Source organism: Rhizobium sp. NLR16a (assembly GCF_017948245.1).
Classification (GTDB): Bacteria; Pseudomonadota; Alphaproteobacteria; order Rhizobiales; family Rhizobiaceae; genus Rhizobium.
Genome location: NZ_CP072869.1, coordinates 18,341 through 43,046, shown reverse-complemented (window position 1 = coordinate 43,046; position 24,706 = coordinate 18,341). Strand labels below are relative to the sequence as shown.

General features: G+C 58.4%; 21 protein-coding genes and 1 pseudogene. 6 read left to right on the top strand and 16 right to left on the bottom strand.

Translation table 11 applies throughout. The annotated features are described in order from the left end of the window. The first annotated feature begins 237 nt into the window (after positions 1 to 237). The 5 genes and pseudogenes from J7U39_RS27200 to J7U39_RS27180 form a co-directional block, all read left to right on the top strand. On the top strand, positions 238 to 1,458 hold the full coding sequence (locus J7U39_RS27200) for a hypothetical protein (protein ID WP_210633162.1): 1,221 nt from the start codon (positions 238 to 240) through the stop codon (positions 1,456 to 1,458). Positions 1,459 to 1,491: 33 nt separating this feature from the next. Further along, positions 1,492 to 4,905 (top strand): TIM-barrel domain-containing protein, encoded by a 3,414-nt coding sequence (locus J7U39_RS27195; protein WP_210633161.1) that lies wholly within the window; start codon positions 1,492 to 1,494, stop codon positions 4,903 to 4,905. Between the two features lie 243 nt (positions 4,906 to 5,148). Continuing rightward, positions 5,149 to 5,415, top strand: coding sequence for a hypothetical protein (locus J7U39_RS27190; RefSeq protein ID WP_131702546.1), 267 nt, complete (start codon positions 5,149 to 5,151; stop codon positions 5,413 to 5,415). Between the two features lie 42 nt (positions 5,416 to 5,457). Next, positions 5,458 to 6,243 carry a hypothetical protein gene (locus J7U39_RS27185; protein WP_210633160.1) on the top strand — a complete coding sequence of 262 codons (786 nt, stop codon included), beginning with the start codon at positions 5,458 to 5,460 and terminating at the stop codon, positions 6,241 to 6,243. A 491-nt stretch (positions 6,244 to 6,734) separates the two neighbouring features. Then, positions 6,735 to 7,256: pseudogene (locus tag J7U39_RS27180) on the top strand (ATP-binding protein); the annotation flags it as partial. A gap of 218 nt (positions 7,257 to 7,474) precedes the next feature. On the opposite strand, the gene J7U39_RS27175 reads toward J7U39_RS27180, so the two are convergent. Further along, positions 7,475 to 8,284, bottom strand: coding sequence for a hypothetical protein (locus J7U39_RS27175; RefSeq protein ID WP_210633159.1), 810 nt, complete (start codon positions 8,282 to 8,284; stop codon positions 7,475 to 7,477). 236 nt (positions 8,285 to 8,520) lie between these two features. Here J7U39_RS27175 and J7U39_RS27170 point away from each other — a divergent pair, with 236 nt between their 5' ends. Then, positions 8,521 to 8,739, top strand: coding sequence for a hypothetical protein (locus J7U39_RS27170; protein ID WP_210633158.1), 219 nt, complete (start codon positions 8,521 to 8,523; stop codon positions 8,737 to 8,739). Between the two features lie 65 nt (positions 8,740 to 8,804). On the opposite strand, the gene J7U39_RS27165 is transcribed toward J7U39_RS27170, so the two are convergent. The 15 genes from J7U39_RS27165 to J7U39_RS27095 form a co-directional block, all read right to left on the bottom strand. Next, entirely contained in the window at positions 8,805 to 9,437 is a 633-nt protein-coding gene (locus J7U39_RS27165) for a TetR family transcriptional regulator (RefSeq protein WP_247241810.1), read from the bottom strand. A 20-nt stretch (positions 9,438 to 9,457) separates the two neighbouring features. Further along, entirely contained in the window at positions 9,458 to 11,122 is a 1,665-nt protein-coding gene (locus J7U39_RS27160) for an electron transfer flavoprotein-ubiquinone oxidoreductase (protein WP_210633157.1), read from the bottom strand. After that, a complete protein-coding gene (locus J7U39_RS27155; RefSeq protein ID WP_210633156.1) occupies positions 11,122 to 12,051 on the bottom strand; it encodes an electron transfer flavoprotein subunit alpha/FixB family protein in 930 nt (309 codons plus the stop codon). Before J7U39_RS27155 ends, J7U39_RS27160 begins: the two co-directional genes overlap by 1 nt. Positions 12,052 to 12,076: 25 nt before the next feature. Continuing rightward, a complete protein-coding gene (locus J7U39_RS27150) occupies positions 12,077 to 12,826 on the bottom strand; it encodes an electron transfer flavoprotein subunit beta/FixA family protein (protein ID WP_210633155.1) in 750 nt (249 codons plus the stop codon). Between the two features lie 15 nt (positions 12,827 to 12,841). After that, a complete protein-coding gene (locus J7U39_RS27145; RefSeq protein ID WP_210633154.1) occupies positions 12,842 to 13,702 on the bottom strand; it encodes a sugar phosphate isomerase/epimerase family protein in 861 nt (286 codons plus the stop codon). Then, positions 13,695 to 14,855, bottom strand: coding sequence for a dihydrodipicolinate synthase family protein (locus J7U39_RS27140; protein ID WP_210633153.1), 1,161 nt, complete (start codon positions 14,853 to 14,855; stop codon positions 13,695 to 13,697). Before J7U39_RS27140 ends, J7U39_RS27145 begins: the two co-directional genes overlap by 8 nt. Positions 14,856 to 14,866: 11 nt before the next feature. After that, the gene (locus J7U39_RS27135) at positions 14,867 to 15,643 is read right to left on the bottom strand and encodes a 3-ketoacyl-ACP reductase (protein ID WP_210633152.1); all 777 of its coding nucleotides are present in this window, start codon (positions 15,641 to 15,643) and stop codon (positions 14,867 to 14,869) included. After that, positions 15,643 to 16,785, bottom strand: a complete 1,143-nt coding sequence (locus J7U39_RS27130) for an acyl-CoA dehydrogenase family protein (protein ID WP_210633151.1) — start codon at positions 16,783 to 16,785, stop codon at positions 15,643 to 15,645. The genes J7U39_RS27135 and J7U39_RS27130 overlap by 1 nt, the downstream gene beginning before the upstream one ends. 97 nt (positions 16,786 to 16,882) lie before the next feature. Further along, entirely contained in the window at positions 16,883 to 17,872 is a 990-nt protein-coding gene (locus J7U39_RS27125; protein WP_210633150.1) for a zinc-binding alcohol dehydrogenase, read from the bottom strand. Beyond that, positions 17,865 to 18,971 (bottom strand): sn-glycerol-3-phosphate ABC transporter ATP-binding protein UgpC, encoded by a 1,107-nt coding sequence (ugpC, locus tag J7U39_RS27120; RefSeq protein ID WP_210633149.1) that lies wholly within the window; start codon positions 18,969 to 18,971, stop codon positions 17,865 to 17,867. Before ugpC ends, J7U39_RS27125 begins: the two co-directional genes overlap by 8 nt. A 20-nt stretch (positions 18,972 to 18,991) precedes the next feature. Then, positions 18,992 to 19,816, bottom strand: a complete 825-nt coding sequence (locus J7U39_RS27115; RefSeq protein WP_210633148.1) for a carbohydrate ABC transporter permease — start codon at positions 19,814 to 19,816, stop codon at positions 18,992 to 18,994. A 17-nt stretch (positions 19,817 to 19,833) separates the two neighbouring features. Beyond that, on the bottom strand, positions 19,834 to 20,721 hold the full coding sequence (locus J7U39_RS27110) for a sugar ABC transporter permease (RefSeq protein ID WP_210633147.1): 888 nt from the start codon (positions 20,719 to 20,721) through the stop codon (positions 19,834 to 19,836). A 60-nt stretch (positions 20,722 to 20,781) separates the two neighbouring features. Then, entirely contained in the window at positions 20,782 to 22,164 is a 1,383-nt protein-coding gene (locus tag J7U39_RS27105; protein ID WP_131702664.1) for an extracellular solute-binding protein, read from the bottom strand. Positions 22,165 to 22,284: 120 nt separating this feature from the next. Then, positions 22,285 to 22,794: a VOC family protein gene (locus J7U39_RS27100; RefSeq protein ID WP_210633146.1), complete on the bottom strand. Its 510-nt coding sequence runs from the start codon at positions 22,792 to 22,794 to the stop codon at positions 22,285 to 22,287. 237 nt (positions 22,795 to 23,031) lie between these two features. Beyond that, on the bottom strand, positions 23,032 to 24,684 hold the full coding sequence (locus tag J7U39_RS27095; RefSeq protein WP_131702530.1) for a GMC family oxidoreductase N-terminal domain-containing protein: 1,653 nt from the start codon (positions 24,682 to 24,684) through the stop codon (positions 23,032 to 23,034). Positions 24,685 to 24,706: the final 22 nt, after the last annotated feature.

The following is a 24,706-nucleotide window of genomic DNA, read 5'->3' as shown; positions in this document are numbered from 1 at the left end:
TCGGGTTTGGGTAGCCCCCCAGTTGGAGGTGGCACATCCCGATCCGTCGCGGGGCCGCCGACACGCCGCAGCCGAAACAACTGCGGGATCAATCAAACTTACAAATCATGTGAGAGACCGCAGACCCCGGGGAGCTACGTTGATCAGTCACATTTCTTTTGATGTCTGGCACACTCTCGTAACAGCGAACCCAAGTTATGCGCCGATGAGAACGGGTTACTGCGGAGGACGACACTCATGAAAACGTTCATCCCGAATGGCGGGCAACTGGAAGATCATAAATCTGTAGATGAAAGCCGTCTTTCGCGGCGCAAACTTCTGCTGGGTGGCGGAGGAATCGCAGGAGGTTTGATGCTGGCGCGACGAGCGGATGCAGCCCCAGACCCGGTACGTGAGACCATAAACGATGATTCGAACAGACGCCCGCCACGGCTTCTCGTTGCCGATCTTCGCGGCCCCCAAGGTCCAGATATGCGAAGGGGGCCTGGTGCCAACCCCGCGGCACCGCAATCCATCGTGGTGCAACCAGGGTCGGGCGAGAATGTTGCGACGCCGTATCCCTTCAACGGCAAACACTTGAGCGGCTTTCTCGTCAGCAATCTTTACAGTTTCGACACAGGAACGCTCTTTTCTGCGCGTGACATCAGCAGTATCATTTTGACCAACCTTGGTTCGCAGCCCGTCTTTGTGTCGGCAGACGCGGATGACGATAAGTCGCCGGCCGTTGCTTCTCCCCTCAAGCATACTGTACAGCCGCTGCAAAGCGCAATCGTCCGTTCGGGTGTCCAGATCTCGACCGCGTACGCATCAGCCGACGGTCTTGTGTCGCTTGTTCACGTCCGCGAGCCAAAAAATCACACGTCGGACGTTTTCGCTGAGGCGGATTCCTGGACGCGCTACCAATACCCGGAGGGATTTCCGTCCCTTCCGCTGTGGATTTCAAGTCAATTGCAGCTCGACCACCTCGTCAAGATCGACCCTTGGAAAATGGCAGGCCAGTCATCTCCTCCTGGAAGTGAGCCTCTCGGTTACAACGTTTACGCCAATCTTTGGTGGTTGCCGGCCGGGTCCGATGCAGGTGTCCACGACGTCCATTACCACAATTTTTTGGAGATCCACACACAACTCGTGGGGTTTGGTCGCATGCAAAAATTCAGGGACCTGAAAACTGCGCAACAGGCAGTGAACATAGAGCCCGCAAACGTGGCCTTGAGCGACTATTCTTTTCCGTTCGATGCATCGGCGTCCTTCGCGGGTCTTTATGAGGAGCATCGGCTTGCTCCCGGTGCGACACATTCACCGATGCCTATCGTCACAACTTACAACGCCTGGGGTGGGCATTCCGATGTCGCGCGTTCAGCAAGCGCCGAAAATCCGTGCTTCTATTACCCGCCCCATCAATATTATTCCGATACAGATTGCATCTGGATCGCCTTCGAGTTCCACCGTGCTTCCTAAGCGCCCTATCCAGTTTATTGAGAGGCATGAACAATGTCTGACAGAAAGCTACCGGCTTCTTGGAAGCCGTACAATACCTATGATTATGTTCCCGCGGACGAATGGACCGTCGGCGACGATGTCGTTCTCTATTCCGTTTTTTGGGACGGAGCACCCAGATCGACAGGGGGATTCGACCAAGATTGGACAATTCACATTGACGCCCAGGCAAAGAGCGATTCCGAAAGCGAAGACGCACATGCGATCACGATAGTCTTGCAGGTTACGTCATGTCAGAAAAACGCCTTTAGGATTCGGTTTGCACCATATGCGAACTCACTTTCAGCCTTTCCCGAGAAGGTCTATGGCCCTATTGTTTCATCCAGGCTGAGACAAATCAGGCAGCATGAAACAACGCTGGGGTACTCCCCTGTTCTGAGCTGGAATAGCAATGGTGCCTCTATCTTGCTTCGCTCAGTCAGCATCGAATTCATCCGAGCTGAGAGTGGTCTCCTGTCGATTCAGCTCCGGAGGCTGAGTGACGGAGGTATTATCGACGTGTCCTCCGGCCCGCTAATGCATGCGGGAAAAGACACTGGTACCGTTGCCAATATGGTGCGTAGAGCAACGGAAGCCACCCACTACTTCGGCCTTGGCGGAATACTCGACTACAATCTCACGTCGAATGCCGATCCGGACGAAGGAGCAAGCGGTTATTCCCATAGTGGACGCTCCGGTCTGGATCGCAACGGGCAGGAAATTACTTGCTACAATTACGATAACCTCTGGTACAATCAACCGGAGGTCTTCCCCAACAGCGTGTCGTACAAGGATACGTTCAAGGCGAACTATTACGTCCCACAATACCTGAACGCGCCCTTTTACATCGAGCGATCCGTCATCAATGAAAAGCCAGCTTTTCTCGGCGCCTTTCTTGATAATACCGGCCAAACATTTTTTTCGCTCAAAGGTGTGGCTCGCGACTCGCAGACTGTTATCGCCGGCGCGCAGCATGGCGAATTTGACTGCCATTACATGTTCGGCGAAACCGCAAGCAATATCTTGGACACATATACCTATCTGATGGGACGAGGGACTCTTTCTCCTGATGCGCCCGCCGGGCTCCTGAATCGACGCGCAGTCATGCCGCCTAAGTATATCTTCGGCTATTATCAGGCCAAATACGGTTGCCTTGGCCTGCTTCGTCCGCAAGGCGATACCGATCAGATACATGTCTATGTTGAGGATATCGTTGAGGGATATCGCGGTTTCGGTGTGCCGATTGAGGGTCTCGGTATCGATATAGACGTCCAGGAAGACAAAAAGGTGTTCTCGATTAAGAGCAGCTTCTGGTCCGGGGGCGCTGTCGGAATCGGCAAATCGGTATTTGACTGGGCGGCAGATTACGGTCTGCAATGCCAGACAAACATCACTCCATTCATTCGCGCTGACAAGATTGCGTACGATCCAAACGATCTTGCAAAGACCCAGTATGAGACCGCCAAGGGTTTGATCGAAAACTCTTACTACGTACGAAATGAGGGCGAAGGCAACATCACAAAATTCCGCGGTCCGCGAAGCGAAGCAGCCTATCCAGGTCTCACCTACACCCCGCTGGCGGGCGTCCGCTACCCCGATCAGAACGTTTTGGTGCTGGATTATGGCGTAAACGCCCAGACCGGAGAACGGGATACCATCGGCGCGGTGGTGACTGACTACGGCAGAACCGAAGCTGCGCGTTTTTGGGGAAAACAATATGCCAACCTCCTGCGAAACGGGCTAGGCTTCGTCTGGCAGGACATGGCAGTCCCCGACCCTATGCCACATGTGGAGGATGGCAAGAATTTTGCTGACACATCTTCTCCTCGCAATCAGTTCGGCTGGTCGCTTACTGGCGAGTCTCCTACGGATGATCACCGTCGATCCAATATGTTCAATTGGCGCAGTTATCACGGACAGTTGCTGTTGACTGATCCACGCTTCGGCGATGGCCGTAAAACTCCGTTCGTGGAGCTGCGGAATTTGCATGCATATATGGTGGCGCGCTCCACATACGAATTTGGTCTCGAGGCTCACGCGGATTTGCTGAAGGACTTCAAGCGCAGCTACGTGATTTGCCGAAGCGGTTACCCCGGCCTGCAACATTATTCCGGACATTGGACCGGTGACAACGCATCCACTTGGCATCACTTGCAGGTGTGTATACCGCAGATTCTCAATCTCGGGATGTCCGGCTTTCCTATCGTAGGGGCAGATCTGGGAGGCTTCGCGCCGGGTGAAGATCCGACAAACCCAGCTAATACATTTTATGGTGAGCAAAAAAATCGCAGCCACAATCCTGCAGTCTACGATCGCCTCGTGCTTGGTCCGGAAGATATCGACATCGGCGCCATCAGCGAACCTGAACTAATCACGCGCTGGACACAGGCTGCCGCACTACAGCCATGGGTCCGCAATCACTATGACGCCATGAAACAATATCAGGAAGTCTACAACTACACTGACCCTGCGACGGCCGATGGATCGAAGAACTTCGGTCAGATCATGGCGGAATTCGTGTGCTTCAGAGTCCGCTGGCATCATCTGCTGTACGATGCAATGTATGAAAACACGCAAACGGGCGCGCCGATTAACAGGGCCATGTGCCTTTGGGACGGTGACGCGGGAATCTTCACTGAAGAAAATCGGGATATTCTGGGAACGCAATTCTTCCTTGCCAAATCGGTCCTTGTCGCACCAATTTTAACGAAGAGCGCCGCTGGCCAAGCCGGATCGTATTTGGCTGAAACCGAGGTCTACTTTCCTCGCACCGGCGAGGGGCGGTCTACGAAGTGGTTCCAGTACGACGTCGTACGTGATTTGATCGATGGCACGAATCCAATTACCGGCGGGCAGCGTCTTTCGATGGCCGCGGAGATCGATTCTCTTCCGATATTCGTGAGGGAAGGAGCGATTATCCCAGAGCGTCATCATGTTTCAAACCTGGATGTTCCTTTCAAGAATATCCAGGCTCTAGACAAATACGATCAGCCTCTCGTGCTGTCGCTTTATCCCCCCGTGCCTGGGGAAGACAACGATGAGCAGTACTCGTACGACCTCTATTGGGATGACGGCGGCGTAAGTCGTGACGCGGAGTTAAAGGGCAGATTCTCGGTCATCGAAGTCAAGCAATCAGGACAATGGGATGCGAATAGCTCACTTGAGAGAACAATACTTCTCACGCCAAAACGATACGAATATGCGCTACCGCAATTCCTATATCTTCGACTGCGGTCGCATGACCTCCGTGAGCGGGTAGCAGTTGTATCCGGTCGGTCAGTGAAGGACGTGCTGTCATCGCGAGATGAGCTTTTCGAATATGCTGGAGAGGGGATGCTCATTGAGCAACAGACAAAGAGTGTTTGGTTCAAAGTGAGCACCTCTGATTTGAACGGGGAAAAAAATGTCACCATCAAAATTAACGAATGATACTTCAGCGGGCTCCTGCGCAGGCGGCCTCAATTGGGAATTCTTTCACGCACACCAGTTTAGCCTGGTGTCAGCCAGAAAGATCGTTCAACAGGATCATCGGCGCGCCGGCCGACATCGATAATGCAGGGCGAAGTTTCTTCGTCCATGTCATACGCAAACAAGTACGGGCGCCCGATTTATTTCAATCGTCGGGCCACCGTCCTTCCGCCAGAGAATGTTAATCCGACGAAAGGAAGTCGAATGTCAGGGCAAACTACCCTCAAACCGGGCAGAAGCAAGGTCTACAGCACGCGCCCGGTCGGCCTTGGAACCACCCTGTTCGCGCAGTGCAGCGATAGGGGCGATTCAGTTCTGGGCTGGCACATCGAGCTTTGCTGCAAGCCTCTCAACAAGCAGCCGCTTGAGGCCGGCCAACCGTGGCAGACATCGATCAGTGAAGGTCGTGGCGCGCTGGTTACAGTCAGCAACCAAGGCTTCAACGACATCAAGGTTTGGACCGATTACTGATCCGCATCGCAACTAACGCGTCAAGAACTGAAGGAACTCGCCATGAACGATCCGTTGGACGACCTCCTTGAAGAACATCCCGCAGTGACTGCCGCGGCTGCCTGGGCGCAGGGCGAGCGCGCGGCCGACTGGAAGACGGTGGCGCGCTGCGGCGATGCCGTGGTTCACGGCATGCTGAAGTTGAACGTTCCGCGTCGCCATGCGATCCGCTCCAACCTGCTCACTGCAGCAGGGCGCGCGGCACCCGCTGCCCTCCAATCCGATGACGAAACGGCGCCCACGGTGCTTGCGGCTGGCTTGGTGCAGGACATCCGCAATGTGTTCGAAGCTGCTGGCAAATTGTCGCCAGCGGTCCACGCTTTTCTTGCTAACCTCACCGCAGACGCGGACGGCGTGGCCGCGTTTCGTGCGTGGGGGCAGGGGATTGGCTTCTCGGGTGCGGAGATCACGTGGCTACTCAAAGAAGTCGCGAAGCTCGATCACGAGCCGATTAACGTGATCAATGTAGCCGGTGGTCTCGAGCTGCTCCTTGCGCATGCCCACACTGGTGCCGATCATTCCCGGATGGGCTTTCTAAAGGTCGATGGACCGCAGATCCCACCGGAAGTGCAGGAGCTCGTCCATGCCTTCGCACGCCGCAGTGTAACGCCGTCTATCTTCCTGCTGCTACCAGCGGTCGCCGGACTGACATGGTTGGCCGGCACCACGGAAGGCGCCGCGCCGGAAAACGAGGTCCACGTGGCAACCCTCGAAACGATGATCGGCGCAAAAAAAGACCGGGCACGCCATCGAATAGGACCGTCCAGGCTTCCTGAGGCAAAGCCATAGCTGGTTGGACGGCCAGATCAACCTCGAATCCAAACACCTCGTGTCGTTACCGGATCAATGTTCCCCAAATATGCCGTTTGAATCTTCCCCAGTTTGGGTGTGCCGCCGGTCTTCCGGGGTGCGCCTCCTCGATACTCCTTCCGATGTCCGGAAGGAAGGAGGGAATTGGTGATCAAGCTGAGGGAGACGATAATGATTCTGGATTTGCATCGGCAGTGCCTGTCAGTATCGGCGATCGCCAGGCAGGTTGGCATTCGCGAACGGTACCTTGGTCGCCCTTCATCCGATCCCCGGGGGGCCAAAGCAGCGACGCGTGCATCGCGACCATCGACGAAGCATGACGTCTCATCGCTCATGGCCGAAGGCAGGCGACCGCGGCGTCACCCTTCAGAATGCCGGCGCCAAGGTCCTTCAACGATCCCTTGCTTTCTACGACCCCGTCGGTCAGGCCATGGCACAGGAGGACCGCCCATGAGCGCCATCCTCGGGCCATGCCGTCCATGATCGATCGCATCCGTCATGATCTCGTCGGGCTGAAGATGCCGCGTGCACTCGAAGCGCTCGACTATGTCGTCCGCCGCCTTGAACAAGGAGAATTGTCGACGCTGGATGCGATCGACATCCTGCTGTCGGAAGAGCTGACGCTGCACGAGAACAGCGATATCAAGCCCGCGCTGAAGATGGGCAGCCTGGCTACCATCATGACGCTCGCGGGTTTCGACTTCGCCTTCCAGCCGTCCCTCGGCAGGGATCGTATCTTCACGCTGGCCCAGCTCGGGTTCGTCCAGCGGTGCGAATCCGTCCACTTCCTTGGACCGCCTGGAACCGGCAAGAGCCATCTGGCAACCGCCCTCGGTGCTGAAGCCGTCAAAGCGGGCAGAGGCGTCTACTTCTGCACCCTGGCTGGCCTGATCGCCGTGCTCGCACGCGCCGAACGTGAAGGCAAGCTACAGGAGCGCATCCGCTTCTTCTGCACGCCCAGCCTGCAAATCGTCGACGAGATCGGGTACCTGCAGCGCCGGGCGTGGTGAACTGGATTCCGTAGCATGGGGAAGCTTGCTCTGCCGTGGCCGACGGCGCGCGAAGCCTTGCGTAGCGTAGCGTGCCGTCATGGTGGTCATGGCCGCCAACGCTGCAATCCGCGATAGCTTTCGCGCCCATGATCGCACGGTCCAGCCCTGCCTCGACGGCGTCGGGTGGGTGGTTTGCGGTCCGAAAAGCAAGTACAATTTTAATTCGCGCGTGCACTGGCATCGTTGTTTGGCGCCGTGCTTGGCCCCATCTCAAAAGGCTGCACGTAAGGCGTGCCGATGCGCGACACGACCCTGTTCATGAACGCGCCGGACGCGATCACTTCACTGTCAGCCTGCTGCTGTGTGACCCGATAGAGTAAAACGTCGTTGCAGATTTGCCAGTAAAGATACTGCGTATCCGCTTCGAACGTCGTCTCTGTTGATTGTATTTCTGTCTCGTGGTACGTCACTTCGTCACTTTTCGTAAACTCGAGCGTGCGTGAAAAATCATAACTGAATCTCGCGCTCATACTCGAATCGCTCAACGGATTCGCGCCACTTCCGCCAGCGAGGAGAAGCGCACCAAAAATGTTAGCATCAAGATTAAGACCGAGATCAACCCCGAAGCGGGATGTCGTTGATTGATGCTGCGCTTCTTTATGGGAATAAGTTGTACCCCGTTCATAGGAGACCTTAGCGACCGTCTTCGCTCCATACATGCGCCGGTCGAATAGCGCCCAGTACTGATTCCGGATCACCAAGTAGTGATCAACTTCGCGCTTCTGCGCCGCCTGCAGATCTTTCCTGCGCTGCCATTGGCTCGGTGAATCGTGCCGCATTTCGGGCCACGGGTATTGCTGATCATGAACGCCGAAGAAGTCCTTCTGCTGGATCCTGAAAGGTTGGCCGATCCGAGCCGACGCACTACGCTCCGGAGGGAAAACGTCCGGGTTGGTCATAAATGGAGGATGTGCTTTGTTGAAGGCTGGATAGGATCCAGCCCCTTTTTCCCCGGTGATCGTGTTCACCGTCGTTTCCGTTGGGTGCTTCATGATATCGTCCCCAATGCGCCGACGACCGTGTTGCAGCCGTCTTTCGCGCAATGACTGTCATGAAGCCGCGAACTGCTCCATGATCTACATCAACGAGAGGACAGCAAAAGGGGGCGAACCGCCGTGGTTACAAACCTTCACGGTCAGCAATGTCCGATCATTCCGCTGTGATGTAAGCGTTCCAGTGCGCCCCTGACAGCGAGGACAGGACGATGCTGATGCAGAAAAACCACGTGTTCGAACATGCCGAAATGACGAACGAGGCCGCAGCACCCAAGGTCATCATCCCGCGTGATCCAATCAACGACAAACATCACAACCGCATCGGAACGTGCGTCAATCGCGCGAAACACTTTCGACGCTTTAACACCCGCTACAAGCGTGGAACTATTCGCTTCACAGGACCCATCCATCATGATCTGGATACATGAATTTCGATCGGCCGTAGTGGTGAACAGTCCGGGCTCGGAAACGAATTCCTGACGTTATCTAAAACTCAGCAAAGCGATTGGAGTACGACATGCACAATATGGTCCTCCCAATGCGCGAGCGTGCCAGCGTCCTCGAGGTCTTTGTCGAAGATCGTCGAGAGCGTGTATCGATTGGATAGATAGAAGAAACACAGCGAGAAAATTGTCAGAAAGACATATAGCGAACTGACATCAGCGGGAAACCGAGCCTCGCTCCTGCCACGCTCGATTAATTTGCTCAGCTTCTCGATAAGCTGATGATTTACCAGGTGCCCGTTCGCCGATGCACGAAGGTACCTTGCCCTTTGCAGGTTTTCTGTTTCGAGTAGACTAATAATCTCCGGGTTTTGGAGGAAGTAACGCCAGACGAAATGAACGATGACCTTGACGCCCTCAACGGGAGAACAATCGTCCAACCGAAGAGCTCCTTCCGCTAATCGCATCTTGTCGAGAGCGTGATCCAGTACCTCGACGTACAAGCCTTCCTTGTCGCCAAAATAATGATAGATCATTCGCTTGTTCGAACCCGAGCGTTCGGCAATCTTGTCAATCCGCGCGCCTCCAAGGCCGTGAGCGACAATCTCTCCCATGGCGGCCTGCAGGATGGCCTCCCTTGTCCGTTCCGGGTCTCTCCGCACGCCGGTTAAATCATCATTCACATGTATAGGCTCCCGCCCCCTCACATATTCGGATAGACCGGCCCCTCGCCGCCCTGCGGCGGCACCCAGTTGATGTTCTGGTTGGGGTCCTTGATGTCGCAGGTCTTGCAGTGCACGCAGTTCTGGGCGTTGATGACGAAGACCTCTTCGCCGTCCTTTTCCACCCATTCGTAGACGCCGGCCGGACAGTAACGTGTCGACGGACCGGCATAGATGTCGTGTTCCGAACGCTTCTGCAGCGTCATGTCCTTGACCTGCAGATGCACCGGCTGGTCCTCCTCGTGATTGGTGTTCGACAGGAACACCGAGGAGAGGCGATCGAAGGTCAAGATGCCATCGGGTTTGGGATAGGCGATCGGCTTGTGCTGCGACGCCGGCTCCAGGCTCTCAGCATCGGTCTTGCCATGCTTCAGCGTGCCGAAGACGGAGAAGCCGAACAGCTGGTTGGTCCACATGTCGAAGCCGCCGAGCGCCACGCCGAGTGCGGTGCCGAACTTCGACCATAGCGGCTTGACGTTGCGCACCCGCTTCAAATCTTTGCCGATGTCGCCCTTGCGCCATTCATTCTCGATCTCGGCCACCTCGTCATGGCTGCGGCCGGTCGCGATCGCGGCGACGATCTTCTCGGCGGCCAGCATGCCCGACAGCACCGCATTGTGGCTGCCCTTGATGCGCGGCACGTTGACGAGACCGGCCGAACAGCCGATCAGCGCCCCGCCGGGAAAGGCCAGCTTCGGCACCGACTGATAGCCGCCCTCGGTGATGGCGCGGGCGCCATAGGACAGGCGCTTGCCGCCCTCGAACGTGGTGCGGATGGCCGGATGCGTCTTGAAGCGCTGGAATTCCTCGAAGGGATAGAGATAGGGGTTCTTGTAATTGAGGTGGACGACGAAGCCGACGGCCACCAGATTGTCTTCCAGGTGATAGAGGAAGGAGCCGCCGCCGGTCTTCATGCCGAGCGGCCAGCCGAAGGAGTGCTGCACCAAACCCGGCCTGTGGTTTTCCGGCTTGACCTGCCAGAGTTCCTTGAGGCCGATGCCGAATTTCTGCGGTTCACGATCCTTCTGCAGATCGAACTTGGCGATCAACTGCTTGGCGAGCGAGCCACGCACGCCCTCGCCGATCAGGGTATATTTGCCGAGCAGTTCCATGCCGCGGGTATAGTTCGGGCCAGGCTCGCCATTCTTCTCGATGCCCATATCGCCGGTGGCGACCCCGATGACCGCACCCTGGTCATTGTAGAGCACTTCGGTGGCGGCAAAGCCCGGATAGATCTCGACGCCGAGCTCTTCGGCCTTGGTCGCCAGCCAGCGACAGACGTTTCCGAGCGAGACGATGTAGTTGCCGTGATTGTTCATCAATGGCGGCATCAGCACATTCGGCAGGCGAATGGAGCCGGCCGGACCGAGCAGCAGGAAGTGATCGGCCGTGACCTTAGTCTTGAACGGTTGGTCGGCCTCGTCGCGCCAGCCGGGCAGCAGCCGGTCGATGCCGATCGGATCGACCACGGCGCCCGACAGAATATGCGCGCCAACTTCCGCGCCCTTCTCCAGCACGACGACGGAGAGTTCCGGATTGACTTGTTTCAGACGGATCGCCGCCGCAAGACCAGCCGGACCGGCGCCGACGATCACAACGTCGAATTCCATGCTTTCGCGTTCGGGCAGCTCAGTCGTCTCGGTCATCAAACCAACTTTTGCAATTCCGGCAGGGCGTCGAAGAGATCGGCGACCAATCCGTAGTCGGCGACCTGGAAGATCGGCGCCTCCTCGTCCTTGTTGATGGCGACGATGACCTTCGAATCCTTCATGCCGGCCAGATGCTGGATGGCACCCGATATGCCGCAGGCAATGTAGAGCTGCGGCGCAACCACCTTGCCGGTCTGGCCGACCTGCCAGTCGTTCGGCGCATAACCGGCATCGACGGCGGCTCTAGATGCGCCGACGGCGGCACCCAGCTTGTCGGCGAGCGGCAGGATGACTTCCTTGAACTTCTCGGCTGAACCGAGTGCCCGGCCGCCGGAGATGATGATCTTGGCAGACGTCAGTTCCGGCCGGTCGGAGGCCGACAGCGCATCGCCGACGAAGGTCGAAAGCCCCGGATCGGAAACCGCCGGAATTGCCTCGACGGTGGCCGAACCACCCTCCGGTGCAGAGGCGAAGGATGCGGTGCGCACGGTGATGACCTTCTTGGCATCGCTCGCCTGCACCGTCTGGATGGCATTGCCGGCATAGATCGGCCGCTTGAAGGTGTCGGACGAGATCACCTCGATGATCTCCGAGACCTGGGCGACATCGAGAAGAGCTGCGACGCGCGGCAGAACGTTCTTACCAACCGAGGTGGCGGCAGAGATGATCGTGTCGTAGCTGGCGGAGAGCGACACGATCAGGTCGGCCAACGGTTCGGCCAGATTGTTGGCGAGTTCGTCGCTTTCGGCCAGCAGAACCTTGGAGACGCCGGCAAGTTTTGCCGCTTGTTCGGCAGCAGGCTTTGCGCCTTTGCCGGCGACGAGGATATGAATATCGCCGCCGATCTTTGCGGCTGCCGTCAGCGCCTTGGCGGTCTGGTCGGACAGGCTGGCATTGTCGTGGTCAGCCAGAAGAAGAATGGTCATGATGATGGCTCCTGTTCCAAGCTGATTACAGCACGCCGGCTTCGTTTTTGAGCTTGTCGATCAGTTCGGCGACCGACTTGACCTTGACGCCGGCCTTGCGGCCGGACGGCTCCTCGGTCTTCAACACCTTGAGACGTGGCGTGGTCGAGATGCCGAAGTCGCTCGGCGCCTTCTTGTCGAGCGGCTTCTTCTTCGCCTTCATGATATTCGGCAGCGAGGCATAACGCGGTTCGTTCAAGCGCAGATCCGTGGTGACGACCGCCGGCAGCTTGATCTCGATCGTCTGCAGGCCGCCATCGACTTCTCGGGTGACGGTTGCTTTGCCATCGCCGATCTCGATCTTCGAGGCGAAGGTCGCCTGGGCAACTCCCATCAGCGCCGCCAGCATCTGGCCGGTCTGGTTGCTATCGTCATCGATCGCCTGCTTGCCAACGATGATCAGCCCCGGCTGTTCGGCATCGGCGACAGCCTTCAAGATCTTGGCGACAATGAGCGGCTCGATCTGATCGTCGGTCTCGACCAGGATCGCCCGGTCGGCACCCATGGCAAGGGCGGTCCTCAGCGTCTCCTCGGCCTTGGCCGGGCCGATCGAGACGACCACCACTTCCTCGCACTTGCCGGCTTCCTTCAGCCGCAGCGCCTCTTCCACCGAGATCTCGTCGAACGGGTTCATCGACATCTTCACATTGGCAAGCTCGACACCCGTGCCATCCGGCTTCACCCGGATCTTCACGTTGTAGTCGACAACCCGTTTGACTGGCACGAGTATCTTCATGGGTGTGCTCCTAAACTAGCAAACGCTGCGGAAGCGTTCGACAAGGACGTCTAGGACCTCGTTAGGGTCTCGCTTCCACCAGTTGTCTTTAGAAAAGATTTCGACTTCGCAGACGCCGTCGTAGCCCGAGTTCTCGACAGCCTTTCTGATGCCGCGAATGTCTGCGACGCCGTCGCCCATCATACCACGGTCGAGAAGGACGTCCTTCGTGTCGGCAAGCCAGTCGCAGAGGTGAAAGCCGTAGATCCTTCGGGCTCCAGCACGGCTTAACTGCGCTGGCAGGTCCGTATCCCACCAGACGTGATAGACATCGACTGCGATCCCGAGGTTGTCCGCTCCGATCGTGTCGCAAAGATCGACAGCGTCACGTACCGTAACGAGGCATGAGCGGTCGCCGCCGTAGACGGGATTCAGAGGCTCCAGCGCGAGCTTCACTCCTGCCCGCGCGGCATATTCGCACGCTACGGACACCCGGTCGGCAACGATCTTCAGGCTTTCCGACATCCCCTTCGTCCCGGGCTCCACCCCTCCCACGACGATCGTGAGGACGGGCGCGGTCAGCGCCGCAGCCATGTCAATCGACGACCGGAACTCGTCGAGGACCGCTTCCCTGCCCCTGGGTGACAGGGGGCCGACGAGAAATGGTGATCGGCACAATCCGGCGATCTTCAAACCAGCGGACCTTGCCCATTGGCCGATTGCGGCGGCATTCGCACCGATCTCTCTGCGCCAGAATACGACACCGCCGTATCCCCGCGCCGCGCATCCATCGATCACCTGCTCGGCCGACCATCCTGCCCCGAACCCGTCGACATTGTGACCCAACGTCGCGGTGTTGAGGGCGAGCGCGGAGTGGTCTCTGGAGAAATCACGCACTGCCGTCGACCCCGTAGACGGCAAGAAGGCGCTTGAAGCGATCCACAGCAAGTTCGGGATCGCGAAGAATGCCGCACTGGTCGGCGAGGCGGAAGACCTCCGAGAAGTAAGGGAGCGGTCTCATCCCTTGGTGACCGTTCAACATAACGAAGTGATCCTGAAAGCCGTTGAGCCACGCGAGGAACACGACGCCGGTTTTGTAGTACTGCGTCGGACTACGGAAAATCGTCCGGGCAAGCGGAACGGTTGGATCGAGAACCCGATGGAACCCTTCCGTGTCGCCACTTGCCAGGCGGGACATCGCAAAAGCCGCCGCACCTGCAAGTGGATCAAAGATGCCTAGCAATGCGTGCGAAAAGCCGACGTCGTCGCCCGCTATAAGTTCGGGATAATTGAAGTCGTCGCCAGTGTACATTTTCACGCCCGACGGCAGACGTCGTCGCATGCGGATCTCCTTCTCCTTGTCCAGAAGTGAGATCTTGATGCCGTCGACCTTGCTCTCGTTCTCGGAGATGATCTCAAGGCAAGTCTGCATCGCCGTGTCGAAGTCTCGTCCGCCCCAGTATCCGGCAAGCGCGGGATCGAACATGTCTCCCAGCCAGTGGAGAATGACCGGACCGTCGCAGAGCGCCAAGGCCTTGCGATACGCCGAAACATAGTCCTCCGGAGACTTGGCGACGGCGGAAAGAGCGCGGCTGGCCATGAGAATGACATCACTGCCGGTCCCCTGCACTGCCTCGAGCTGGCTTGCATAGGCGCGATCAACGTCGTCGAGTGAACGTGTATCCTTCGGATCCAGATGATCGGTTCCGGCGCCGCTGAAGACAAGGGCGTCTGGCAGTTCAGCCTTCGTCCGTCGTACAAGTTCATGCGCACCCTTCCAGTCGAGCCCCATTCCTCGCTGCGCTGTATCCATCGCCTCAGCGATGCCGAGGCCAAGGCCGTGCAGGTGCCGACGGAACGCGAGCGTGGCGTCCCAATCCACCGCAGCCGCCCTGCCCGGGTTCGCATCGGCGAAAGGATCTGCAACTACGTGCGCTGCGGAGAAGACGCGACGATTGAATGAGCGCGGGAAGCTGCCTTCTGACAAAGGCTTGGCGACGAGATCGTAAGTCTCTGTGCGACCGGATTCGCTTGGTATGGCGATGCGCATTGACGAACCTTTCAAAATCTCGGGACGAGCATGCCGGCGTCCGCCGACAGGACTTGGCCCGTCATGTATGGAAGTGCCCCCGTGACGAGTGCACGCACGATCGTGCCGATCTCGTCAGGTTGGCCGAGACGTGGGAACAGTGTAAGGCCCTCCTCCGCGCGACGCTGATAAATATCCTTCACCGCTGCCGTCATCTCCGTCTCAATAAGGCCCGGCTGCACGTCGAAGACAGCTATTCCTTCCCCGCCGAGCCTCGCGGCAAAGACCTTTGAAATCATCGCCGCCGCGGCCTTGGAAGCGCAGTACTCGCCCCTGTTGACGGACACGGCGACAGCGTTCGAGGATGTCACGTTCACGATCGAATAGAAGAGTCCGGGCAGCCGCGCGGCACCAATGACACGCTTCGCGAAGCACTGCGTGAGGAAGAAGTGGGCTTTGGTGTTCACGGCCATGCAGCGGTCGTAGCTTTCCTCCGTGGCCTCAAGGAGATCGCCCCGCGACAACACTCCGACGCCCGCGTTGTTCACGAGTGTTGTGAGCGGTCCAAGAGCATCCTCGGCCGAACGCAGCAAATCCGCGTGGCCCTTCAGATCCGAGACGTCGCCCGGCACGGCAACGGCTCGGACACCCTCGCCCCGGAGCGCGTCGACGGCTTCCGCAAGCCCGCCGTCGCGCCCCAGATCGTTGAGGGCGACGGAAAATCCAGCCCCACCGAGCGACTTGGCGATCGCCAGTCCAATCCCTCTGCCCGCTCCTGTGACGAGCGCGACCTGCCCGGAGCCGTCCATCACTGCGCGCCGTTCTTGATAAGCTGGCGTGCGATGATCATGCGCTGGATCTGGTTCGTACCCTCGTAGATCTGGGTGATCTTCGCGTCGCGATACAGGCGTTCAACTTCGAACCCGCGGATGTACCCGCTGCCCCCGAAGATCTGCACGGCGTCGGCCGTCCTCGCCACCGCCATGTCGCCCGCAAAGCATTTCGCCATTGAGCAGGCTTTGGTGGCGTCCTCGCCGAGATCGATCTTGCTTGCCGCGCTGCGGACCAGGAGACGTGCGGCTTCGACGTCTTTCGCTATGTCCGCGAGAAGCCACTGGACGCCCTGGAACTCGGCGATAGCGGAGTTGAACTGTTTGCGCTGAACAGCGTAGTCGAGCGCCGCCTCGAGGCCTGCCTGCCCGATACCGACTGCGAGGGATCCGATGCCGACACGGCCCTTGTCGAGAACGCTCATCATCATGTGAAAGCCGCGGCCTTCCTCGCCGAGCAGGGCGTCGGCCGGAAGCGATACATTGTCGAACGTAAGCGCCCCCACCTGACTCGCACGCTGCCCCATCTTGTGTTCCTTCGGGCCACGCTCGACGCCCTTCTGTTTCAGGTCAACGATGAAAATGCTCATGCCGCGATGTCCGGCGTTTTTGTCCGTGCGGGCGAGGACGAAGCCGATATCTGCGACCGGAGCATTGTGGATCCAGATCTTCCCGCCGTTCAGCCTCCAGCCGGTACCGTCGCGCTCCGCAGATGTCCGCAAGCCCGACAGGTCGCTTCCCGCTTCCGGCTCTGTCAGGCAGTAGGCAACCTTGGTCCGCATCGTCATGACATCGGCAAGTAGCCACTCGCGCTGCTCTTTCGTGCCGTGACGGACAAGCAAGGTGGTGATGAGTTCTACCAGACCACACTGGTCAGCGATCGAGGCATAGCCGCGGGAAAGCTCTTCCATGACGACCGAATACGCCAGCGTGTCGAATCCGGGACCACCCATTTCCTCCGGCACGCCGATTCCAAACAAGCCCAGTTGGCCCATCTGTTCGTAAATCTCCGCAGGAAACCTCTCCTCCTCGTCCAACTTGTGGGCGACCGGTCGAATGACATCGTCGGCGAACTGGCGAGCGGTCTCGCGAACCTGTTCATGGATCTCGGTGAGCAGCATATTTACACCTATAATTATGTAACTGGTTAGTTACCGCATAACAAAGAAAGCAAATTCCGTCAACAGCTTGTCAGACGCAGGTCGTGAATTTCGATCCCTAGTGCCAGGCGAAGACGACGAATGGCTCATCAAATTTACGAGCCTTCAAGTCCCCGTAGACAACCCCCGGATCATCAGGGGATACGGTCCGGACGAGGTCGTTGGTAACGATACGACCGTCGGCCATCCACTTCAGGATCTTCGTAAATCCGGAGAATACGCTCTGGGCCTGGTTGTTGTAGCCTTCAAGCAGTTCCTCCCACTTGAAGTTTCGCGAAAGGATCGGCACCTCCCACTCCCAACCACTTCGAAGGTGGACAAAATTATTGAACACGGCGTGGAGTACGTCGTAGGCATGAATTTCGGTGAGGCGCCGCCATGGCACCCCTACCAACACAACCTCGCCATGCGGCCGCGCCATGCGGCAGCCGTCGAGGACGGCACCCTCGTGACCGGAGCAGTCAACGACGAGAGCGGCGTTCCCTGCCAGACGCCGATCGTCGAAAGGCATCGATGCGTAGACGTGCTCGACCCCTACTGAACTGACCTGACCACGACGGACAGGATCGGGATCCACTACCGAGACGTCGTATCCGGCGAGGCGGAATAGCTGTGCGGCAAGCAAGCCAACGGGACCGGCTCCGGTTATGACGACGACATCGCCGGGCCTGGCCCTGGTCGTCATCAAGGTGGTCATGGAAACGCCCGCAAGACGCGCCAGCACAGCGGTGGTGCTCTGCAGAGTGTCGGGAACGTGCAGCACATATTTTTGATCGATCTGCTGCTCACTCCTATGCGGGCCCATGCAAAACAGGCGTTCGCCAAGGGATATGCCGACCACCCCGGCGCCGATTTCCTCTGCCTCGAAGACCGCCGCATAGCCGGGTCGGAGAGGGAAGGAATCCCCCGAAAGCCACGCGAACTCGGTTCCGGGGCTGACAAGCGTTGCGAGTGTCCGCCCCCTGATTTCAGTCGCGCCGAGCGGCGGCAGTTCGACATCCTCCAGATCTGCTTTGTTCTTCGCTGAAAACACGATGCCCTTAGCCATTGGCATGCTCCTTGTTCGCATTGAGCGAGTTGCCCGTTTCAGTGTCGAAGAGATGCAGGCCGGGATTTTCGAAGGTCAATCCGATCGAGCTGTCGACGGCAGGTCTCATGCCAGCCGGGATCTGTGCGATGAATTCCTGAGGTCCGCATCGCAAGTCGATCAGCGCCTCGACGCCGAGATACTCGACCACCTCAACCTTCGCATTGATCAGCGGCTGCTCACCGGCAGCAACCAGCCGGATGTCGCTCGGCCGCACACCGAGGGTAACCGCCTGCCCCTCCCGGACGAGACCTTCGAACCTCGCGGGAAGCGGGACAGAGAAATCCTGGCATACGATCGCCGACCCGCCCGGAGCGACCTTCGCTGTCATCTTGAAGAGATTCATTGACGGAGTACCAATGAAGGTCGCGACAAAAAGGTTGCGCGGCCCCAGGAAGACTTCTTCGGGCTTGCCGATCTGTTCGATGCGTCCGTCCCGCATGATAACGATCTTATCTGCGAGCGTCATCGCTTCGACCTGATCATGGGTGACGTAAATCACGGTAGTGCCCAGCTGCTTGTGAAGCTTGGCGATCTCCATGCGCACCTGCGTCCTGAGTTTCGCGTCCAGGTTCGAAAGCGGCTCGTCGAACAGGAACACCTCCGGTGTCCGCACCATTGCACGACCCATTGCGACGCGCTGCCTCTGTCCGCCAGACAACTGCGCTGGGCGGCGAGCAAGAAGCGGATCGAGGCCGAGCATCCCGGAGATCTTCGCTATCTTCGCTTCGGCCTCGGGCTTGGGCAGTTTCTGCGGACGAAGCGCGAACTCCATGTTCTGTCGGACGGTCATGTGCGGGTAGAGCGCGTAATTCTGGAAGACCATCGCGATCTTGCGGTCTTTCGGCGGCTTGTCGCTGACGATCTGCCCGCCGATGCTGATGGCACCGCCGGAGATATCCTCCAGCCCGGCGACCATTCGCAGCGTCGTGGTCTTTCCACAACCGGAGGGGCCGAGAAGAACGACGAACTCGCCGTCATCGATGTCGAGATCGACTCCGTGGACGACCGTCAGAGACCCATAGGACTTGACGACGTTGGAGATGCTTACGGATGCCATGGTGTTCCTCCCCGGCCTGCTTACTTGACGGATCCGAGAGTCAGTCCCTTCACCAGCCAGCGTTGGCAGGTGAGAACAAAGACGACGCCTGGAATGAGAATTATGAAGGAGCCAGCCATGATACGCCCCCACTGGACGGCGTCGCTGCTCCAGAACGACATCACGGCGACCGTAGCGGTCTGGGTGTTGGATCCAGTCAGCATCAAAGCGAACAGGAACTCATTCCACGAGAAGATGAAGCAGAAGACCGCGCTCACGGCGAGGCCGGGCGCGGCCAGCGGCAGCGTGATGCGCCAGAAGATCTCGGCCACGCCGTAGCCATCTACCTGTGCCGCCTCTTCGAGCGCTTCCGGAATTTCGTCGAAGAACCCCTTCATGAGCCAGACGGTCAGGGGGACGTTCGCCGTAGAATAGACGACGATCAACGCCAGCGGGGTGTCGAGCAGACCGAGCGCCTTGAAGATGATGTAATAGGGCACCACCACCGCGATTGGCGGAAACATGCGCATAGACAGGATCCAGAAGGCGACGTCCGCGATCCGAGGATGTCGAATTCTCGCAAGGGCGTACGCGCCGAGAGTGCCGAAGAAGACGCTGAAGGCCGTCGAACCAAGCGTCACGATCAGGCTGTTTATCAAGTTGCGGTGGAACGGCCTCAAGGTGAAAAGGTCCACGTAGTGCTGCAGCGTGGGCGTGAAGAAGATCGCCGGTGGCCTCGAGAACATCTCGGCGGCAGGCTTCAATGAGGATGCCACGATGAGGTAGATCGGGATCATGAAGATCACCAGCAAGATGCCGATCAGGAGATAGGTCACCACGGACTGGCGGAGGGAGAGCTTCGTCATTTTGAAAGGCTCCGGTTCTATCGGCTTGCCGCGCTCTTCTGCATCGAGCGGAAGAACAGGGTGATCAGCACGGATATGACGATGAGTGAGACGAAGGAGGCCGCCGCACCGACGCCCATGCGCCAGAAGGTGAAGCTCTGCCTGTAGATGTAGAGAGCGATGGTCTCCGTGGCGTCCGCCGGGCCGCCCTTGGTCAGGACGAAGATGATGTCATAGATCTTGAAGGCGTCGATCGCACGTAGGAACATCAGGCTGATGAGCACGGGTTTCAGCTGGGGAAGCGTGACGTGGAGAAACACGTCGATGGTGGAGTTCCCGTCAATGCGGGCCGCTTCGTAGGGCTCCGGCGAAAGGCTCTGAAGCGCCGCGGCGGTTCCCATCATGATGAAGGGCGTCCATTGCCAGATGTCGGCGATCGCGATTGCAGTCAGCGCCCATTGCGTGCTCGTGATCCACGGTATCGGATTGAGGCCAACCATGGACAGGAAGTAGTTGAGGTAGCCAAGCTCCGGAAAGTAGAGGAACAGCCATACGAGGCCGACGATCACCGGGGAGATCATCATCGGGATCAGCAGCAGCGTGCGTATGAAGACCATGCCCGGCAGCCGCTGGGTGACAAGTATCGCCATTCCGACGCCGAGGACGAACTGGACGTTCAGGGTCACCGCCATGAGCTTGAACGTGACGACGAGCGAATGAAGGAACGCGTCCGAAGTCAGGACCTCGCGATAGTTCTTCAGCCCGACGAAAATACGAGGGATGAAGGGCTTGGCCAGATCGTAGTTGCGTAGGCTCAGCCAGAGCGCATACAGCATTGGATAAATCGTCGTCAGGAACAGGACGGCCGCCGTGGGCAGCAGAAATGTGCCTGCGAGCCGACGATTGCGGCTTCGAACGTAGGTCATCGAATTTTCCGGTGGGTTGGTTGATGCCGGTCCGTCCATTCGACGGACCGGCAGGAGCAATCACTTCGCGAGGACTGCGACAGGTTCGTCGTTAATCCACCGCAGACGCGTTTCCAGCGGAATGGATTCGAGCTGTTCGTTGACGGCGTCGCAGGCGGTCTTCAATGCCTCCTCGGCTGTCTGGGTCTCACCAGCCATGTACTTGCTCAGTTCGACACCAAAATTCTCTTCCACGTTGGCGTAGAAGGGATGGAAGATGCGCCTGCGCGCATTGTTCTGGGTGTCGAGAAGCACCTTGTAGTAGGGATACTTCGCCTGCAGCGCAGGGTCAGAGAGAATCGACTTGCGAAACTGGCTGATGCCCCAGCCCTCGTCGGCAAGACGGCGCATGATTTTCTCGCTGGTTCCCCACTTGATGAACGCCCAGGCGGCCTCCTTCTCCTTGTCCGGGATCTTTGAGTTGATCGCGAAGGAGAGCGAACCGGTATAGGTCGGTTCTGGCTTTCCATCGACGGTTGGGCTTGCGGAGAAGCCAGCCTTGCCGATAGTCGGCAGTTTAGCTTCGGCAGGATTTGTCAGGCGTACGGTTCGAACACTCCAGTAGCCTGCGATTGCTGTCTCGCCGCGCTCCATATATCCAGATTGGATGTCCCACATCAAACCCAAGTAATCCGGTGGATTGAATGGAACGAGGGACTTCATGAACTCCGCGGCCTTGACGTGCGGCTCGCCAGTCATCGTGCACAGGCCGGTCTTCGGATCCCAGTAATCGCCGCCAAAGGCACGCATGATTGGAAAATAGTCATGCGTGATCGCGCCCTGGACACGGCTGTAGGACTGCGCTGTTCCATAGAAGTCGGAAGCAAGCACCTTGCCTGCAAGCTTTTCGCCCTTCTTACGCGTGAAGAACTCCGCGATGTCGTGGTACTGCGCGAACGTCGTTGGCGGCGCGAGATCGTAATTGTACTTCGCCTTGAACGCGGTCTTCTCGTCTTGGTTTTCGAAGAGATCCTGACGGTAGTTCACGTGCCAGATCATCCCCGAAGCGGGGAATGCAAGCAGCCGGCCCTGCCAGCTGTTCTCCTGAAGCTGGACCGGGATTATGTCGTCGAGGCCAATCTCCTTGGCGTCGCGCTTGGCGAAATCCGTCAGATCCTGCAGAGAACCCGCCTCGCCGAGGACGCCGATCCAAGGGCTGTCGACCCACAGCAACTGATAGGTGGGATTGTCGGAACTGGTTTCGATGGTGATCTTATCTATGAGCCCCGGATATGGAAGCATGTCGATCTGCACCTTCGCTCCCGTCATCTCCTCAAACTCGCCGGTGATCTTCGCAAGCCGCGTCACCGAGGTGTCGCCGATCCCAAGCATCTTCAGCGTGATTCCGCTGAAGGGCTTGTCCTGTGCGATCGCGCCGGTGGCCGCGCTCAGCGCGAGCACCATGCCCAATACATGTCTTCTCCATCCACTCATTGAATGCCTCCTCACATCCGGTTGAAAGTGTACTCTCGGCCAGAACGGCCTATTCAGCGGCTCGGCTATTCACCGGAGCCGCGGACCTGCTTAGTCCAGCGGCGACCAGAGCCTGGGGCCGCCGTCCTTGGCGTAACCTATTGGTCCATCCATGCTGACAATCTCAAGGAACTGCCCCCACGGGGCGCGCAGGTAGAGCCAGGTCAGCCCAGCCATGGGACCGCTCTCGACAAAGGTGGGTCCGTCGAGGACGTCAATGCCCCTCGAGCGCAACCTGCCCGCCGCCGCATTCGCATCATCGACTTGGAACGCCATATGGAAGCCGCCCGGCTGGCTGTTGCGCTTCAACACAGCGTCACCGTCATCGCCGGAATACTCGAAAATCTCCAGATTGCTGCCGTTGCCAACCCGGAGGACTTTGATGTTCTCGATCCTGCAATGACCCGGGACTCCCAGGCGGCGCTTCATGTATTCGTCGTCGGCATCGACTCTCCCAGTTTCCAGGGCAGTCACTGCGCCGAACACCGTTTCGAAGAACTCGACTGCCTCCTCGAGGTTGGGCACCGTGAAGCCGAAATGCTCCACTCCATAGACTTTCATAATTCCTCCCTCCCGACGCAACGCGTCGAAATCAATGGGTATTTTACAGATAATTATGTATCTAGTTAGTGCATTACATAGTGCTCATCCTGCAAATATGTCAACCCGAACAAATCGATCAAAGACACAAAAACGTTGTTTTTTCAATTGGTTACAAGATAACGTGAGGCGCGCGGAACCGCTGGCCGTCCGTTGCCGCGACGCCCGCTAAAGACCATCAATTTCGGTCCGGAAAGGCTATCGTGCCATTCGCGCCCGTTCGTTTCGTTCATGCTCGAAGACTGCCGGCGGCAGAGAGGCCAGCCCGCGAACGAGATCGGAAGCCTTCTCACCGATCATGATCGACGGCGCATTGGTGTTCGATGAATTGATGAGCGGCATCACGGACGAGTCGCAGACGCGCAGTCCTTCGATCCCGTGAACCTTTAGTTCCGGAGAAACCACGGCCATCGCGTCATTGCCCATCTTGCAGGCGCCGACAGGGTGATGGTCGGTTTTTGCGACCCTGCACGCGAAGTCGAAAAGCCCGCGGTCGTCCGTGACCGAAGGACCCGGGAGCGCCTCGCGCAACAGGAAAGGCTTCAATGCCGGAGCTTTCATGATTTCACGCGCCATCTCGAGGCCTCGGAGAGACATCTCCCGGTCATATGGATCGGACCAGTAATTGGGGTCTATCAGCGGTGCGGCGCGCAGGTTTGCGTTCGCGAGGCGAACCGTTCCACGCGAACGCGGTCTCATGAACGCGGAGTTCAGTGTAACGCCCGGATTGTCGAGCTTGGAGATACCCTTTTCAATACCGGACCCCTGCCCGAAGTGGAACTGGATATCCGGCGACCTAGCAGTGCTGTCCGCGTACCAGAAACCTCCGGTCTCGAAAAGCGACGAAGCGACTGGACCGGACTTGAACAGGAGATACTGGATGCCCGCCACGATCGTTCGATCGATGCGCTGGACCCTGTCATAGCTGTGGTCGCCCGAGCACTCGCTGATCACGCTCAGGTCGAGGTGGTCTTGGAGATTCTCGCCGACACCCCTGAGATCGTGTACAACATCGACGCCTACGGAACGAAGATGATCGGCAGGTCCGATACCGGAAAGCAGCAGAAGCCTCGGAGATCCAATTCCGCCTGACGTCACAAGAACCTCGCGCTCCGCATAGGTCAGCGATCTCTCACCGCCCGAGCGTTCGACGATCTCCACGCCCACCGCCTCGCCCCTCTCGACTAGGATCCGGGACACTTCCGATCCCGTCCGTACCGTCAGGTTCGAGCGCGTCATCGCCGGGCGGAGAAATGCCGTCGCCGCAGAGGAGCGTGCGACATTTTTCTGCGTCAGCTGATAGAAGCCGACACCGTCCTGGGATCGCCCGTTGAAGTCGTGATTGTAAGGTATCCCGCACTGCTGCGCCGCTCTGAGGAAGGCGTCGCAGATTGGCAGCGTCGCCCTCGGCATCGAGACGCCGAGCGGCCCTTCACTCCCATGGTAGTCGTCATGGAAGCGCTCATTGCCTTCGGCGCGCCTGAAGTAGGGCAGCACCTCGCGATAGCTCCATCCCTTGCACCCTGCCTCAGTCCTCCATGCGTCGTAGTCGAGCGCATTGCCGCGCGTGTAGATCTGCGCGTTGATGGTGGATCCGCCCCCGATCACCTTTGCCTGCGTGTACCAGAGAACGCGGTCGTTCATGTGTCTTTGCGGAACCGTCGACCAGCCCCAGCTCGCTATGCCTTTTGTCATTTTCGCAAAGCCAGCGGGCATCCGGAAAAACGGATGGGAATCGCGCCCCCCGGCCTCGACAAGGAGCACCCTTACCGCAGGATCCTCCGTCAATCGGCTCGCAAGCACGCATCCTGCAGGCCCAGCTCCGGTGATTATGTAGTCGTATGTTTGCAAGAACACCCCTCCCAAAGGTCTT

Bases quoted from the DNA above. Each gene is read 5' to 3' on its own strand.
- J7U39_RS27140 (WP_210633153.1), bottom strand. From the start codon at position 14,855: ATGCGCATCGCCATACCAAGCGAATCCGGTCGCACAGAGACTTACGAT.
- J7U39_RS27200 (WP_210633162.1), top strand. From the start codon at position 238: ATGAAAACGTTCATCCCGAATGGCGGGCAACTGGAAGATCATAAATCT.
- J7U39_RS27110 (WP_210633147.1), bottom strand. From the start codon at position 20,721: ATGACCTACGTTCGAAGCCGCAATCGTCGGCTCGCAGGCACATTTCTG.
- ugpC (WP_210633149.1), bottom strand. From the start codon at position 18,971: ATGGCATCCGTAAGCATCTCCAACGTCGTCAAGTCCTATGGGTCTCTG.
- J7U39_RS27135 (WP_210633152.1), bottom strand. From the start codon at position 15,643: ATGGACGGCTCCGGGCAGGTCGCGCTCGTCACAGGAGCGGGCAGAGGG.
- J7U39_RS27105 (WP_131702664.1), bottom strand. From the start codon at position 22,164: ATGGTGCTCGCGCTGAGCGCGGCCACCGGCGCGATCGCACAGGACAAG.
- J7U39_RS27100 (WP_210633146.1), bottom strand. From the start codon at position 22,794: ATGAAAGTCTATGGAGTGGAGCATTTCGGCTTCACGGTGCCCAACCTC.
- J7U39_RS27115 (WP_210633148.1), bottom strand. From the start codon at position 19,816: ATGACGAAGCTCTCCCTCCGCCAGTCCGTGGTGACCTATCTCCTGATC.
- J7U39_RS27190 (WP_131702546.1), top strand. From the start codon at position 5,149: ATGTCAGGGCAAACTACCCTCAAACCGGGCAGAAGCAAGGTCTACAGC.
- J7U39_RS27185 (WP_210633160.1), top strand. From the start codon at position 5,458: ATGAACGATCCGTTGGACGACCTCCTTGAAGAACATCCCGCAGTGACT.
- J7U39_RS27195 (WP_210633161.1), top strand. From the start codon at position 1,492: ATGTCTGACAGAAAGCTACCGGCTTCTTGGAAGCCGTACAATACCTAT.
- J7U39_RS27130 (WP_210633151.1), bottom strand. From the start codon at position 16,785: ATGCTGCTCACCGAGATCCATGAACAGGTTCGCGAGACCGCTCGCCAG.
- J7U39_RS27160 (WP_210633157.1), bottom strand. From the start codon at position 11,122: ATGACCGAGACGACTGAGCTGCCCGAACGCGAAAGCATGGAATTCGAC.
- J7U39_RS27125 (WP_210633150.1), bottom strand. From the start codon at position 17,872: ATGGCTAAGGGCATCGTGTTTTCAGCGAAGAACAAAGCAGATCTGGAG.
- J7U39_RS27150 (WP_210633155.1), bottom strand. From the start codon at position 12,826: ATGAAGATACTCGTGCCAGTCAAACGGGTTGTCGACTACAACGTGAAG.
- J7U39_RS27170 (WP_210633158.1), top strand. From the start codon at position 8,521: ATGCTGATGCAGAAAAACCACGTGTTCGAACATGCCGAAATGACGAAC.
- J7U39_RS27155 (WP_210633156.1), bottom strand. From the start codon at position 12,051: ATGACCATTCTTCTTCTGGCTGACCACGACAATGCCAGCCTGTCCGAC.